The sequence below is a fragment of the Pseudomonas sp. 1L-E-NC-VB-C3 genome (assembly GCF_057291535.1).
The window spans coordinates 529740-544400 of record NZ_JBXAWD010000001.1 but is presented as its reverse complement, the minus strand read 5'-3'; the positions used below and the strand labels follow the sequence as shown (position 1 = coordinate 544400).

The 14661-nt window shown below is 60.6% G+C and carries 15 protein-coding genes and 1 pseudogene; 9 read left to right on the top strand and 7 right to left on the bottom strand.

Annotated elements, in window-relative coordinates; genetic code table 11:
* The first annotated feature begins 11 nt into the window (after nt 1-11).
* From pstA to AC0Z5Z_RS02460, 5 genes are all read left to right on the top strand, one after another.
* The gene (pstA, locus tag AC0Z5Z_RS02480) at nt 12-1682 is read left to right on the top strand and encodes a phosphate ABC transporter permease PstA (RefSeq protein ID WP_016772481.1); all 1671 of its coding nucleotides are present in this window, start codon (nt 12-14) and stop codon (nt 1680-1682) included.
* 143 nt (nt 1683-1825) lie between these two features.
* Complete coding sequence (gene pstB, locus AC0Z5Z_RS02475; protein ID WP_041476597.1) at nt 1826-2659, top strand: phosphate ABC transporter ATP-binding protein PstB; 834 nt, start codon at nt 1826-1828, stop codon at nt 2657-2659.
* 119 nt (nt 2660-2778) lie between these two features.
* A complete protein-coding gene (gene phoU / locus AC0Z5Z_RS02470; RefSeq protein WP_016772483.1) occupies nt 2779-3540 on the top strand; it encodes a phosphate signaling complex protein PhoU in 762 nt (253 codons plus the stop codon).
* A 176-nt stretch (nt 3541-3716) separates the two neighbouring features.
* On the top strand, nt 3717-4655 hold the full coding sequence (locus AC0Z5Z_RS02465) for a response regulator (RefSeq protein ID WP_056790928.1): 939 nt from the start codon (nt 3717-3719) through the stop codon (nt 4653-4655).
* A 316-nt stretch (nt 4656-4971) separates the two neighbouring features.
* Entirely contained in the window at nt 4972-5868 is an 897-nt protein-coding gene (locus AC0Z5Z_RS02460) for a peptidoglycan DD-metalloendopeptidase family protein (RefSeq protein WP_041476599.1), read from the top strand.
* A gap of 172 nt (nt 5869-6040) precedes the next feature.
* Here the strand turns inward: AC0Z5Z_RS02460 and AC0Z5Z_RS02455 are convergent, their stop codons facing one another.
* From AC0Z5Z_RS02455 to phoB, 3 genes are all read right to left on the bottom strand, one after another.
* On the bottom strand, nt 6041-7381 hold the full coding sequence (locus AC0Z5Z_RS02455; RefSeq protein ID WP_016772486.1) for a hemolysin family protein: 1341 nt from the start codon (nt 7379-7381) through the stop codon (nt 6041-6043).
* 123 nt (nt 7382-7504) lie between these two features.
* Nucleotides 7505-8791, bottom strand: coding sequence for a phosphate regulon sensor histidine kinase PhoR (gene phoR, locus AC0Z5Z_RS02450; RefSeq protein ID WP_231991049.1), 1287 nt, complete (start codon nt 8789-8791; stop codon nt 7505-7507).
* Nucleotides 8792-8928: 137 nt separating this feature from the next.
* Nucleotides 8929-9618: a phosphate regulon transcriptional regulator PhoB gene (gene phoB, locus AC0Z5Z_RS02445; protein WP_007896474.1), complete on the bottom strand. Its 690-nt coding sequence runs from the start codon at nt 9616-9618 to the stop codon at nt 8929-8931.
* Between the two features lie 151 nt (nt 9619-9769).
* Here phoB and AC0Z5Z_RS02440 point away from each other — a divergent pair, with 151 nt between their 5' ends.
* The gene (locus AC0Z5Z_RS02440) at nt 9770-10153 is read left to right on the top strand and encodes a COG4315 family predicted lipoprotein (protein ID WP_252877130.1); all 384 of its coding nucleotides are present in this window, start codon (nt 9770-9772) and stop codon (nt 10151-10153) included.
* A 115-nt stretch (nt 10154-10268) separates the two neighbouring features.
* Here AC0Z5Z_RS02440 and ubiA read toward each other — a convergent pair whose 3' ends face one another.
* Nucleotides 10269-11159: a 4-hydroxybenzoate octaprenyltransferase gene (gene ubiA, locus AC0Z5Z_RS02435; RefSeq protein ID WP_056790919.1), complete on the bottom strand. Its 891-nt coding sequence runs from the start codon at nt 11157-11159 to the stop codon at nt 10269-10271.
* Nucleotides 11159-11719: a chorismate--pyruvate lyase family protein gene (locus AC0Z5Z_RS02430; protein WP_485610649.1), complete on the bottom strand. Its 561-nt coding sequence runs from the start codon at nt 11717-11719 to the stop codon at nt 11159-11161. Before AC0Z5Z_RS02430 ends, ubiA begins: the two co-directional genes overlap by 1 nt.
* A gap of 201 nt (nt 11720-11920) precedes the next feature.
* Here AC0Z5Z_RS02430 and AC0Z5Z_RS02425 point away from each other — a divergent pair, with 201 nt between their 5' ends.
* The 3 genes from AC0Z5Z_RS02425 to AC0Z5Z_RS02415 all read left to right on the top strand — a co-directional run bounded on the left by AC0Z5Z_RS02425 (nt 11921) and on the right by AC0Z5Z_RS02415 (nt 13722).
* Complete coding sequence (locus tag AC0Z5Z_RS02425) at nt 11921-12088, top strand: rubredoxin (RefSeq protein WP_305381791.1); 168 nt, start codon at nt 11921-11923, stop codon at nt 12086-12088.
* A 19-nt stretch (nt 12089-12107) separates the two neighbouring features.
* Entirely contained in the window at nt 12108-13256 is a 1149-nt protein-coding gene (locus tag AC0Z5Z_RS02420; protein ID WP_460161456.1) for an NAD(P)/FAD-dependent oxidoreductase, read from the top strand.
* Nucleotides 13257-13446: 190 nt separating this feature from the next.
* Nucleotides 13447-13722 carry an HU family DNA-binding protein gene (locus AC0Z5Z_RS02415; protein ID WP_003213368.1) on the top strand — a complete coding sequence of 92 codons (276 nt, stop codon included), beginning with the start codon at nt 13447-13449 and terminating at the stop codon, nt 13720-13722.
* A gap of 102 nt (nt 13723-13824) precedes the next feature.
* On the opposite strand, the pseudogene AC0Z5Z_RS02410 reads toward AC0Z5Z_RS02415, so the two are convergent.
* Both AC0Z5Z_RS02410 and AC0Z5Z_RS02405 read right to left on the bottom strand, forming a co-directional pair.
* Nucleotides 13825-13986, bottom strand: a pseudogene (locus tag AC0Z5Z_RS02410) (phosphatidate cytidylyltransferase); the annotation flags it as partial.
* A 44-nt stretch (nt 13987-14030) separates the two neighbouring features.
* Nucleotides 14031-14651 carry a hypothetical protein gene (locus AC0Z5Z_RS02405; RefSeq protein ID WP_143497966.1) on the bottom strand — a complete coding sequence of 207 codons (621 nt, stop codon included), beginning with the start codon at nt 14649-14651 and terminating at the stop codon, nt 14031-14033.
* Nucleotides 14652-14661 lie beyond the last annotated feature (10 nt).

Below are 14661 nucleotides of genomic sequence, written 5' to 3'. Positions count from 1 at the left end.
GGTAGAAGTCTGTGAAACAGAACTCCCTGAAAGGATGGTTCAAGAGCGGCGCCCCGGGCGTCTGGATCAGCGGTGGCGCGGTGTCCATCGCGGTCATCATGACCATTGGTCTGTTGGCGGTGATTGCCGTGCGCGGTCTCGGTCACTTCTGGCCGGCGGACCTGATCCACGCGCATTACGACGTACCGGGCCAGGCCAATCACCTGGTGATCGGCGAAGTGGTGCAGAAAGAAGAAGTGCCGCGCGCACGTCTGAAGAGCGCCGGTCTGCCGGTGCCGGACGAAGGTCCGGAATTCATGACCCGCGAGCTGATCAAGGTCGGCAACCGTGACCTGAACGGCAACGACTTCACCTGGATCGTCGGCGAGTGGCTGACCAAGCAGACCACACCGCCAGAATTGATGGCGATCGAGCGTCGCGAGTGGGGCAACTTCTACGGCTACCTGGTCAACGTCAAACAGGACGGCAAGGTCATCGCCGAAGGCGAGGCCGCTTGGCCTGAACTGCAAGCGCGCATCGATCGGGTGAACGATCTTGCGGCTCAACTGAAGACGCTGGAAAAAACCGACATCGGCGCAATCAATGCCGGCCTCGAGCGAATCCGTCTGCACGGGCGCAAACTGGAGCTGGAGGGCAAACTCGACGCCACCGCACAAGCGGACATGGAGTCCGAGCGCGCCGAGCTGGACGCGCGCTACAAAGACATCGAAGCACGTCTGTCTGATTTGCATGCACAGTTCAACCGCGACGCCTTGACCGCCCGTGACGCCAACGGCAAGGAAATCGAAATCGGTCTGGGCAAAGTCGTGCATGCCTACCAGCCAAACGGCATGAGCACCTTGACCAAGGTTGGTTTCTACTTCAGCAAGATCTGGGAATTCCTCTCCGACGACCCGCGTGAAGCGAACACCGAAGGCGGGATCTTCCCGGCGATCTTCGGCACTGTGATGATGACCCTGATCATGGCGATGATCGTTACACCGTTCGGCGTGCTGGCAGCGGTGTACCTGCGCGAATATGCCAAGCAGAACACCCTGACTCGCGTCATTCGTATCGCGGTGAACAACCTCGCCGGCGTACCGGCGATCGTTTACGGCGTGTTCGGTCTGGGCTTCTTCGTCTACGTGCTGGGTGGTTCGGTCGACCGCTTGTTCTTCCCTGAAGCACTGCCGGCGCCGACCTTTGGTACGCCGGGCCTGCTCTGGGCCTCGCTGACCCTGGCGCTGCTGGCAGTGCCGGTGGTGATTGTGGCGACCGAAGAAGGTCTGGCGCGGATTCCTCGTACCGTGCGTGAAGGCTCGTTGGCCCTCGGCGCGACCAAAGCGGAAACGCTGTGGAAAATCGTTATCCCGATGGCCAGCCCGGCCATGATGACCGGGATGATCCTCGCCGTGGCCCGTGCCGCCGGTGAAGTGGCGCCGCTGATGCTGGTGGGTGTGGTGAAACTGGCGCCGTCGCTGCCGGTGGACGGCAACTACCCGTACCTGCACCTGGACCAGAAGATCATGCACCTGGGCTTCCACATCTATGACGTCGGCTTCCAGAGCCCCAACGTCGAAGCAGCCCGCCCGCTGGTGTACGCCACCGCGCTGCTGCTGGTGCTGGTGATCGCGACGCTGAACCTGTCGGCGGTGTATATCCGCAACCACCTGCGCGAAAAATACAAAGCACTGGATAGCTGATTTTGCAGCACTGATTTTTATGTGGGAGCGAGCCTGCTCGCGAAGGCATCACCGCGGTTTCATAGACAAACCGCAGCGCCTGAATCGCGAGCAGGCTCACTCCTACAAAACCGAACCGAATTTGTTAGCACAGGGAGCCTCCCATGCAGCACGAAACACACAGCCACGGCATCAACATGTCTGCCTTGGGCCGCGACAAGCAGAGCCTCAACCTGGCGCAGGAAACCGTCGCCATCGAAGTGCCGGGCCTGAGCCTGTACTACGGCGACAAACAGGCACTGTTCGACGTCAGCATGAACATCCCGAAGCAGCGTGTGACCGCGTTCATCGGCCCGTCCGGCTGCGGTAAGTCGACGCTGCTGCGTACCTTCAACCGGATGAACGATCTGGTCGACGGCTGCCGTGTCGAGGGCGCGATCAACCTGTACGGCAACAACATCTATCGCAAGGGCGAAGACGTTGCCGAACTGCGTCGTCGCGTCGGCATGGTGTTCCAGAAGCCCAACCCGTTCCCGAAGACCATCTACGAAAACGTGGTCTATGGCCTGCGCATCCAGGGCATCAACAAGAAGCGCATCCTCGACGAAGCCGTTGAATGGGCGTTGAAAGGCGCGGCATTGTGGGACGAGGTCAAAGACCGTCTGCACGACTCGGCCCTCGGCCTGTCCGGTGGTCAGCAACAGCGTCTGGTGATCGCGCGTACCATCGCGGTTGAGCCTGAAGTGTTGCTGCTCGACGAACCGTGCTCCGCTCTCGACCCGATCTCGACGCTGAAAGTCGAAGAGCTGATCTACGAGCTGAAGTCCAAGTTCACCATCGTCATCGTGACCCACAACATGCAACAGGCGGCACGGGTGTCCGATTACACCGCGTTCATGTACATGGGCAAACTGGTGGAATTCGGCGACACCGATACCCTGTTCACCAATCCGGCGAAGAAGCAGACCGAAGACTACATCACCGGTCGCTATGGCTGATTGGGGCAGCTGCACGCCGCAAGCTTCAAGCGGCAAGAAAGAATTGGTGCGATATCAGGACTTACACATAACTGCTTGAAGCTTGCAGCTTGAAGCTTGCAACTTTCGCGGAGCGAACAATGATTTCCAAAGAAGGCCTTACCCATCACATTTCCGCGCAGTTCAACGCTGAACTGGAGGAAGTGCGCAGCCACCTCCTTGCCATGGGCGGGCTGGTCGAGAAGCAGGTCAACGACGCGGTCACGGCGCTGATCGAGGCCGACTCCGGCCTGGCTCAGCAGGTCCGTGAGATCGACGACCAGATCAACCAGATGGAACGCAACATCGACGAAGAATGCCTGCGCATTCTCGCCCGTCGTCAGCCGGCAGCCTCTGACCTGCGTTTGATCATCAGCATTTCCAAATCGGTGATCGACCTCGAGCGTATCGGCGACGAAGCCACCAAGATCGCCCGTCGTGCCATCCAGTTGTGCGAAGAAGGTGAAGCGCCGCGCGGTTACGTCGAGGTTCGTCACATTGGCGACCAGGTGCGCAACATGGTTCGTGATGCACTGGACGCCTTCGCGCGTTTTGACGCCGATCTGGCCTTGTCGGTGGCGCAGTACGACAAGATCATCGACCGCGAATACAAAACCGCCCTGCGTGAGCTGGCCACCTACATGATGGAAGACCCGCGCTCTATCTCGCGGGTGCTGAGCATCATCTGGGTCCTGCGTTCCCTGGAGCGCATCGGCGATCATGCGCGCAACATCTCCGAACTGGTGATCTACCTGGTGCGCGGCACCGACGTGCGTCACATGGGCCTCAAGCGCATGAAAGAAGAAGTTGAAGGCACAAGCGCTGAAACCGCTAATGTTCCGGGCGAAGCTGACGATAAGTAAGATTGCCTGAGAAAAGCGCCCGGCCCTCTGGCCGGGCGTTTTTGTTTCTGCTTTTCAGAAGCGGATTCGTATTAAAAGCAGCACCCGCGAACGAAAAGTCCCGGCGTGACTGAAGAGTTTTGGCAATGTGCCATCAGCCAGCGTTATGCTTGCCGGGATTTTAATAGGGGTGTTGGATGAGCAAGATCAGTGTGTTGGTCGTGGACGATGCTTCGTTCATTCGTGACCTGGTGAAAAAGTGCCTGCGTAATTACTTCCCGGGGATCCGCACCGAGGACGCCATCAACGGCAAAAAGGCCCAGGCCATGCTGGCCAAAGAGGCTTTCGACCTGGTGCTGTGCGACTGGGAAATGCCGGAAATGTCCGGCCTCGAACTGCTGACCTGGTGCCGCGAGCAGGACAACCTCAAGACCATGCCGTTCGTCATGGTCACCAGCCGTGGCGACAAGGAAAACGTCGTGCAGGCGATTCAGGCCGGCGTTTCCGGCTACGTCAGCAAGCCGTTCACCAACGAGCAACTGCTGACCAAGGTCAAGCAGGCACTGAACAAGGTCGGCAAGCTCGACACCTTGATGAACAGCGCGCCGACCAAGATGAATTCGGCATTCGGCAACGATTCCCTGAGCGCACTGACCGGCGGCAAGCCTGCCGTGGTCGGCGGCGCTGCGGCCAGGCCTGCCGCTGCCGCTACTGCACCCGCTCCAGCCGCTGCGCCGTCGCGCGGTTTGCTCAACAGCCCGCCAGTTCAGGCGCCCGGTGCATCCAAGGCGCCGGTGGGCGGTCGTGGTCAGGGCCAGTTGCGCCTGCCGAGCGGGACTCAGCAATGCGTGATCAAGGCCTTGAGCATCAAGGAAGCGCTGCTGGTAGTGAAGCGCACCGAGACCCTGCCGCAGATCCTCGACAGCGCCGTGCTCGATCTGGAGCAGGGCGACAACGCCGAGATCGCGCGGCTCAATGGTTACCTGCACGCCATCGTCGCCCACGAGCAGAAAGCCGACAGCGACTGGCTGCAACTGACCTTCCGCTTTGTCGACCAGGATGCGCAGAAGCTCGACTACATCTCGCGCCTGATCGCCCGGGGCACGGCGCAGAAGCATTTCGTACCCGGCGCGTAAGCTTCGTCGCCCGATAGGCCGCCTTCGCGAGCAGGCTCGCTCCCACCCTGGAACGCATTCCAAATGTGGGAGCGAGCCTGCTCGCGAAGGGGCCAGCCAAAACACCACTTGTCTCCCGTGCTCTGATCGTTCCCACGCGCAGCAAAGGAATGCCTCAACCGGACGCTCCGTGTCCTCTGTGCAGGGGACGCAGAGCGTCCCGGGCTGCATCCCCACGCAGAGCGTGGGGACGATCATTTGAAACATCTGTCGACTAGCCTGGTCTGTCTCAGCTGCTAGGCTGATTCCCAGGCCTTCCTTCGACAGACTTTTGCCCATGCTCGCGCGCCTGCTGTTTTTCTGCGGTCTCTGCCTGGCCTCCCAGCTGGCGATGGCCATGACCATCTACAAATCCACCGATGCCAACGGCGTGGTCTCGTACAGCGACCGCCCGAGCAAAGGCGCAAAGGTGTTCGTGTTTCAGGACCGTATGGTCGAGCGCCTCGACCGCCAGGTGTACCTGGACATCAAGAAGCAGAAGGGCGTCGACGTGGTGTTTGCGCGCAACGATCTGTACGCGCCGGTCGAGGTTGCCCTGGCCTTCATCGGCACGAGCAATGTGCGTGGCGTGCCTGCGCGGGCGATCCGTCGCGTGCTGCCGCCGCGCAGCAACACACGGCTGGCGCTGCTGACGGCGATCAGCCGTGACCAGCCGCTGGTGTATTCGCCGCAGTTCCAGTATTCGCTGGGCGACCCCGCAGGCACCGCGCAAAGCTATCGCTATCCGCTGCCCTGGCGTGGCGGGCCGTTTCGCCTGAGTCAGGGCGCCAACGGCCAATACAGCCACTACGGGCCGAAGAACCGCTACGCCATGGACATCGCCATGCCGGTGGGCACGCCGATCATCGCCGCGCGAGCGGGAGTAGTAGTCAAGACCGAGAACTCACAGAGCGGGCGCGGTACCGATGCCTCCGGCAATTTCGTTCGGGTGCTGCACGACGACGGCACCATGGGCGTGTACCTGCATCTGAAACAGGGTTCGGTGAGTGTGCGCGAAGGACAACGGGTCAAGGTCGGCAGCCCGCTGGCGCTGTCGGGCAACACCGGCAACAGCAGCGGCCCGCACCTGCACTTTGTGGTGCAGCGCAATACCGGAGAGGGGCTGGTGTCGATTCCCTATCAGTTCAACCAGCCACTGGGAGCCTTGCCCAACTTTGCGTTGGGCAAGCAGTAGGCGCGATAGGGTGTTGAGGGTTTTTGTGGCGAGGGGATTTATCCCCGTTGGGCCGCGAAGCGGCCCCAAATATTGCAACTCTGTACTAACTGACTGCATTCAATGGTTTTGGGACGGCTGCGCCGTCCAACGGGGATAAATCCCCTCGCCACAAGAGCCCCCCAAACTCCCATCAATCGAGCATCAACACCTTGGCCAGGACAATCTTCGGCCCCTTCATCTTCTTGATGATGATCCGCAGGCCTTCGACTTCCAGCACTTCTTCCTCTTCCGGCACCCGTTTCAGGGTTTCGTAAACCAGCCCGGCAAGGGTTTCCGCTTCGATGTGATCAAGATCGATGCCCAGCAGACGTTCGACCTTGAACAACGGCGTATCGCCACGCACCAGCAGCTTGCCCGGCTGATAGGCAAGGATGCCGCGCTCTGCCTTGCGGTGCTCGTCCTGGATATCACCGACCAGCACTTCCAGCACGTCTTCCATGGTCAGGTAGCCGATGATGTTGCCGTCAGCCTCCTCGACCACGGCGAAGTGCGAGCCGCCCTTGCGGAACTGCTCCAGCAGCTGCGACAGCGGCATGTGCCGCGATACGCGCTCCAGCGGGCGGGTCAGCTCGGCCAGGTTGAACGACTCGGGAATGTGGTCCAGCGCGGCCAGTTCCAGCAGCAGATCCTTGATGTGCAGCAGGCCGACGAACTCCTGGCGCTCGCTGTCGTACACCGGATAACGGCTGAACTTGTGGCGACGGAACATCGCCAGGATTTCCTTCAGCGGCGCGTTGAATTCGAGGGTGATCAGGTCTTCGCGGGAATTGGCCCAGTCGACCACTTCCAGCTCGCCCATTTCCACCGCCGAAGCCAACACGCGCATGCCCTGATCGCTCGGATCCTGGCCACGGCTGGAGTGCAGGATCAGTTTCAGTTCTTCGCGGCTGTAATGGTGTTCATGGTGCGGGCCGGGTTCACCTTGCCCGGCGATACGCAAAATCGCGTTGGCGCTGGCGTTGAGCAGGTAGATCGCCGGGTACATCGCCCAGTAGAACAGGTACAGCGGCACCGCGGTCCACAGCGACAAAAGCTCGGGTTTGCGGATCGCCCATGACTTGGGCGCCAGCTCGCCGACCACGATGTGCAGGTACGAAATGATGAAGAACGCGGTGAAGAACGACACGCCTTTGATGATCTCTGGCGAGTCGACGCCGACTGCGCTCAGCAGCGGCTCGAGAATATGCGCGAACGCCGGTTCACCGACCCAGCCCAGACCGAGAGAGGCGAGGGTGATGCCGAGCTGGCACGCCGACAGGTAGGCATCGAGCTGACTGTGCACGGTGCGCAGGATATGTCCGCGCCAGCCATGTTGTTCAGCGATGGCCTCGACCCGGGTCGAGCGCAATTTGACCATGGCGAATTCCGCTGCAACGAAAAAACCGTTGAGCAAAACCAGGATCAGAGCAAAAAGAATCATGCCGAAGTCGGCAAAAATGGTTGCGAGGGACAAGCCAGGGGAAGGGTCCATGATGGAGTTTTGCGGGTTCCGTGTGATTCGAAAGTAGGGAGAAACAGCGCCTGAAAGGCAGGCACAAGTCAGCCAATGTAGCGGCTGACCGTGCGATTGCCTAGTGGCGTGTGCCGGGCGGCATCACTCGGCGGCGCTGATCGCCCGTGCGCTGGCCACCTGAGCCGGGGCGAAATGGCAGGTGAACGTGCTGCCGTGGCCGGGCACGCTGCTGATCTCCATGCGCGCGCGGTGGCGCAGCAGCACGTGCTTGACGATGGCCAGGCCGAGGCCGGTGCCGCCCGTGTTGGAGTTGCGGCTGGAATCGACGCGGTAGAAACGCTCGGTCAGGCGCGGCAGGTGTTTGCTGTCGATACCGATGCCGGAATCCTGCACGCTCAGGTGCGCGCCCTGATCGTCGCCCCACCAGCGAATGCGGATGTTGCCCTCGGCGGGGGTGTACTTGACCGCGTTGAACACCAGATTGGAGAACGCGCTGCGCAACTCCGCTTCGCTGCCCTTGAGCAGCACTCCGGCATTGGCCTCGAGGCTGATGCGCTGGTTCTTCGCCCCGGACAACTGCTGCGCATCGCTGGTGATCGATTGCAGCAAGGTGTCGATCTGCACTGGCTGGTTGTCCGACGGATAGTCGGTGGCTTCCAGCTTGGCCAGCAGCAACAGATCGTTGAGCAGCGTCTGCATGCGCCCGCCCTGTTGCTGCATCTGTTGCAGAGCTCGGCTCCAGCGCGGGTTCACTTCTTCGACATTGTCGAGCAGGGTTTCCAGATAGCCGCAGATCACCGTGAGCGGTGTGCGCAGCTCGTGGGATACGTTGGCGATAAAGTCCTTGCGCATCTGTTCCAGCTGATGGATGCGCGTCACGTCGCGGACCAGCATCAGGTGTTCATTGTTGCCGTAGCGCGTCAGGTACAGCTGAATGCGCACGCGATCGTTGGTCGGCGAAGGGATTTCCAATGGCTCGGCAAAGCTGTCCTGCTCGAAGTATTCCTTGAAGCGCGGATGGCGCACCAGGTTGGTCACCGGTTGGCCGCTGTCCTGCGGAGTCTTCAGGCCGAGCAGGGTTTCAGCGGCGCGGTTCCACCATTCGAGATTGCCGTCGCTGTCGAGCATGATGACTGCATCTTTCAGCGCGGCGGTGGATTCCTGCACCCGGTCGATCACCGCTTGCAGACGCCCGCGCACCCGTTGGTCGCGGCGTTGCAGGTGATAGATGCTGTCGAACACCTCGCCCCACAGACCATAGCCATCGGGCGGCGCTTCGTCGGGTTGGTGCTGGCGCAGCCATTCGTGCAGACGCAGCAATTGCTTGAGCGTCCAGGCCAGATAAAGCCCCAGACCCGCCGCGAGGCTCCAGCCGTAATAGCCGGTGATCAGGCCGATCACCAGGCAGGCGGTGACCAGCAACAGCATGTGGCGAATCAGGGTGCCATGCCAGTTTTGATTCACAGAGGCGTCCTTAGCCGCAGCGTCAAGTTTCAAGCTACAAGCTGCAAGTCAGAGCGGCTCGCTGTTTCTTGCCGCTTGTAGCTGAAAGCTTGCAGCTGCTTTCATGCTTTTGTGGAGAACCGGTAGCCGGTGCCGCGCACGGTTTGTACCAGATTTTCGTAAGCGTCGCCGAGGGCCTTGCGCAGGCGCCGGATGTGCACGTCGACGGTGCGCTCTTCGACGTAGACGTTGCCACCCCAGACCTGGTCAAGCAACTGGCCACGGGTGTAGGCGCGTTCCTGATGGGTCATGAAAAATTGCAGCAGGCGGTATTCGGTCGGGCCCATCTCGGCGGGTTTGCCGTCGATGGTCACGCGGTGGCTGATCGGGTCGAGCAGCAGGCCGCCGACTTCGATCGGCGCTTCGCCATCGGTCGGTCCGGCGCGGCGCAGCACAGCCTTGAGGCGGGCGACCAGTTCACGCGGGGAAAACGGTTTGGTGATGTAGTCGTCGGCGCCGACTTCCAGGCCCTGGATCTTGTTGTCCTCTTCGCCCTTGGCGGTGAGCATGATGATCGGGATGTCCCCGGTCAGCTCGTCACGCTTGAGGCGCCGGGCCAGTTCGATGCCCGAGGTGCCGGGCAGCATCCAGTCGAGCAGGATCAGGTCCGGTTTGCGGTCGACGATGATGGCGTGAGCCTGCTGCGAGTTCTCTGCCTCGAGGCAGTCATAGCCGGCCATTTCCAACGCCACGGCGATCATTTCGCGAATGGGCGCTTCGTCGTCGACGATCAGAATGCTCCTGCCAACCATGCCTTAATCCTCTTGTCATTTAACTGTCTTGCGCCGCATTAGATAACGGAATTATTGCAGTCGTGTGACAGTATTTCAGGCCCGCAACATTTGCACCCATCCTCGACTAAGCTCTAAGTCCGAATCCTGACAACCACAAAAGAAGGTTTCCATGACTCAGATGACTGCTTCTTTCAAAGCCCTGCTGATGGCCGCCGCCCTGACATTGCCGGGGCTGGCCATGGCGGCCGATCCGGCGATGGAGAAGGACGGCATGTACACCGACCACAAGGGCATGACCCTGTACACCTTCGCCAAGGACTCCGCTGGCAAGTCCGCGTGCAACGACAAGTGCGCGGCAAACTGGCCGCCGTTGATGGCGCAGGCGGGTGACAAATCCATGGGCGACTGGACGGTGATCAAGCGTGACGACGGCACGATGCAGTGGGCCTACCAGGGCATGCCGTTGTACACCTTCGTGATGGACAAAAAGGCCGGCGACATGACCGGCGACGGCAAAATGGACGGCGCGTGGAAAGTCGCCAAGGCCAAATAGATGCAACCCAGACGCTGTGGGAGCGAGCCTGCTCGCGAAAACGATGTGTCAGTTATCGCAGAGGTGACTGACATGACGCCTTCGCGAGCAGGCTCGCTCCCACAGGTGTCATGCATTAGCGCAGTGCGTAATCCAGCACGATCCCGACAAATATCGCCAACCCTGCCCAGTGGTTGTGCAAGAAGGCCTGGAAGCAGCGCATGCGGTCCTTGCTGCGTGTGTACCAGAACTCCCACGCATAACACCCCGCAGCCACCAGCAGGCCGAGGTGGAACCAGATCCCCAGCTCGAACTTCGACCCGGCCAGAATCAGGCAGCCCAATGACAGCGCCTGCAAGCTGAGGATGATCACCCGATCCGCCTCGCCAAACAGAATCGCCGTGGATTTCACGCCGATCTTCAGGTCGTCATCACGATCGGTCATCGCGTAATAAGTGTCGTAGCCCACCGTCCACAGCAGGTTGGCAATCCACAGCAGCCACGCCGCCGCTGGCAACTCGCCGGTCTCGGCGGTAAAGGCCATCGGCATGCCCCAGGAGAACGCCGCGCCCAGCACCACTTGCGGGTAGTAGGTGTAGCGCTTCATGAACGGGTAAGTGAATGCCAGCGCTAGACCGCCCAGCGACAGCCAGATCGTCGGCGCATTGGTGCACAGCACCAGCAGAAAACTGATGCCCATCAGCACGGCAAAGAACACCAGCGCTTCCTTCGAGCTGATCCGGCCGCTGGCCAGCGGCCGTTGCGCGGTGCGTTTGACGTGGCCGTCGACCTTGCGGTCGGCCCAGTCGTTGATCACGCAGCCGCCGGCACGGGTCAGCACTACGCCAAGAACAAAAATCACCACGTTGGCCAGCGACGGCGAGCCCTTGCCGGCAATCCACAATGCCCACAATGTCGGCCACAGCAGCAGGTAAATGCCGATCGGCTTGTCCATGCGCGTCAACTGAACGAAATCCCAGGCGCGCGGGTTCAGACGGTTGAGGGACTTGAGCAGGCTCTGATACATCAGCAATTCTCCGGATGGGCGCGGGCGGCGTCCCACAGGCTCGGCAGGAAGATTTCCGCGACCAGCACGCTCAGCGCACCACGGTCGAAACGCGAACGCCGGCCCCACAGTGCAGGGGCTTGCACCGCTGGCGGCAACCATTGTTCAGGGTAGTGGCAGACTTCAATGGCGCGGCGTTGAAATGCGCGATCGCAAAACAGCAATTCGCCCAGCGAGCGGCTACCCAGTTCATCCATGTGTAAACCATCACCTTGCAGGGCGGCGCGCGAGGCGACGCTGCGGGCAAACACCCAGGCTTCGCCATGACCACGCAAATACACCTCACGCACCCAGCCTTCGCTGCCCTCGGCCAGATCCAGTGCCGCGCATTCATCAGCGCGCAGGGTGTCCCAGCCTTCGAACAACGGCGACACGCTGAAGCCATCCTCGGACAAACGGGTCAAACGGCGGGTCAGCGAACCTTCGTCGAACAACCAGTCCAGGGTCAACGGATCGGGGCGGGGCGTCAGGCGGTCTTGGGTCAGCCAGAGCGGGGCGGGGCAGGCATTTGAATGTTGCACAATGAGTCATTATTGGCCGCAAATGAGGCGGCGAGCTTACCATGGCAGGCGACAGGATTGAGCGGCGCCGGCCGCCGTTGCGCCGAACAGGCTTGCATCTGCGCGGCACCCTCAGTACAAAACGCCCTGAGCAGGATGGCAGCGCAACACCCATCGACCGTCCGCGCCGGCACTACGCCTGAACCCTGAGGAAGTACCTGAATGAAGAAGTGGCAATGTATCGTCTGTGGCCTGATCTATAACGAAGCCGAGGGTTGGCCGGATGACGACATCGCGCCGGGCACCCGCTGGGAAGACGTACCGGCAGACTGGCTGTGTCCCGACTGCGGCGTCGGCAAAATGGACTTCGAAATGATTGAAATCAACTAAGCAAATAGAGGAGTAAGGCATGAGCGCACCAGTCGTCATCATCGGCACCGGGCTTGCGGGCTACAACCTGGCCCGCGAGTTTCGCAAGCTCGACAGCGAAACCCCGCTGCTGCTGATCACCGCCGATGACGGCCGCTCTTACTCCAAGCCGATGCTCTCCACCGGCTTCGGCAAGAACAAGGACGCCGACGGCCTGAGCATGGCCGAACCCGGCGCCATGGCCGAGCAGTTGAAGGCCGAAGTGCGCACCCACACGCGCATCAGCGGCATCGACGCCGGCCACAAACGCTTGTGGATCGGTGAAGAAGCCGTGCCTTATCGTGATCTGATCCTGGCCTGGGGCGCGGAAACCGTGCGCGTGCCGATCGAAGGCGACGGCGCGGAACTGGTATTTCCGATCAACGATCTGGAAGACTACGCGCGCTTTCGTGCCGCAGCCGCGGGCAAGCGTCGGGTGTTGTTGCTCGGCGCCGGGCTGATCGGCTGTGAATTTGCCAATGACCTGATTCTCGGCGGCTACGAAGTGCAACTGGTCGCGCCGTGCGAACAAGTCATGCCAATGCTTTTGCATCCTGCCGCTGCGGCGGCCGTGCAGGCCGGGCTGGAAAGTATCGGGGCGAAGTTTCACCTCGGCCCGGTGCTGACCCGCCTGGAGAAAGTCGCCGATGGCCTGGAAGCGCACCTGTCCGACGGTCAGATCATCCCGTGCGATGTGGTGGTCTCGGCGATCGGTCTGCGCCCGCGCATCGATCTGGCAGCGGCTGCCGGCGTGCAGGTCAATCGCGGCGTGATGGTCGATCGTTACCTGAAGACCTCTCACGCCAACATCTACGCCTTGGGCGACTGCGCCGAAGTCGACGGGCTCAATCTGCTCTACGTGATGCCACTGATGAGCTGCGCGCGCGCGTTGGCGCAAACCCTCGCCGGAAACCCGACCGCAGTCAGCTACGGGCCGATGCCGATCACCGTGAAAACCCCGGTGTGCCCGCTGGTGGTTTCGCCGCCGCCACGGGGCAGCGAAGGCGTTTGGAGCGTCGAAGGGCAGGGCGCCGACATCAAAGCGCTGTGCCACAGTGCCGACGGTCAGTTACTCGGATACGCCCTGACCGGCGGGGCAGTCATGGAAAAACTGGCCCTGAACAAACAGCTGCCGCCGCTGCTGGCGTAAATGCCGGTCGTTCTGTCGCAAACACCGCTCTTTTGCCCCGACAAAGGTCTTGGGGAGACTGGCGCCGCCGTTGGCGGCGTGCCATTCTCACTCCCGTCTGCCGCAGAGTAGAGCCTGCGGCGCCTTGGGCGCTGTTCCAACGAGAACAGCACGGACATAACAACAAAAAACCGTCAAAGGGGCTTCACTAATGCGTAAACCAGAACTCGCCGCTGCAATCGCCGAAAAGGCAGACCTGACCAAAGAACAGGCCAATCGCGTCCTCAACGCCGTCCTCGAAGAAATCACCGGCGCCCTGCACCGCAAGGACAGCGTGACGCTGGTCGGCTTCGGCACCTTCCTGCAACGCCACCGCGGCGCCCGCACCGGCAAAAACCCGCAGACCGGCGAACCGGTCAAGATCAAGGCCAGCAACACCGTTGCGTTCAAGCCAGGCAAATCGTTGAAAGACAGCGTCAATCCTTGATGGCGGCGTGCTCCCCTGAATGACGGGGAGAACCGCAAATGAAAATGGGCACACCGATTGCGGTCGGGTGCCCATTTTTTGTGGTTGGAGCATTCGTCTAGATCAGACGGAGAAGAAGTAACGCGTCAGGTGAAAGAAGAGCGGTGCCGCGAAGCATATCGAGTCCATCCAATCGAGGATTCCGCCGTGACCTTTGATCATTGTGCCCCAGTCCTTCGCGCTCAGACTGCGTTTGATAGCGGACATGACCAAGCTGCCTAGCCAGCTTGCGGCAGTCATTGGGACTTAAGCATCGGGCAGCACGCCGACTACTCGGTCATCCGAACTGTTAATCGCAATGGCTTATCCTGGAATTGCTCAATTCGTAGCCTGCCCAAAATTTCATCGTTCGTACTCTGCCCTTTGCATACCAATTCATATTTGAAGACTTTACTTAACCGGGAGTCCGCATATTTACACTCGACTGAAAGCAAGTTCTCGTTCGACCCATGCTCGTCCAGTGGTTCATCTGCCAGGTCATTAATATGTATCCAGACGGCGCTTAAGCCAAGTTTCTCTGGATCCTCAGTCATGTCCATGATCCAGATCTTGATTTCGCTGAGGAGCGTGAGACAGCCCCCAATGCTGGGAAGTAATTTGACGTTGAACTTGGCGGTCTGCGCAGTGGGTTGCCAAGGTTGTTTAAATTTTTTGACTCCAAGGTTGGGGTCTCTTGCGTAGTTTTCTGGCGCGTAACAGTAATATGGGGAAAACGGCTGATAGTACGCTTCGGCGGTGACGCTAAAATTCGCAGGGATGTCCATGTTCAGTGTTGCCGAACTGGAGAACGAATTGCATCCAGTTCCAAATATTATGAAGCTGGCCAATAACAAAGCGCGGATCGAGTGCGTTGCAGTGACGAAGTTTAACTTGGGGGACAACGAGAGCATCGGTACTTCC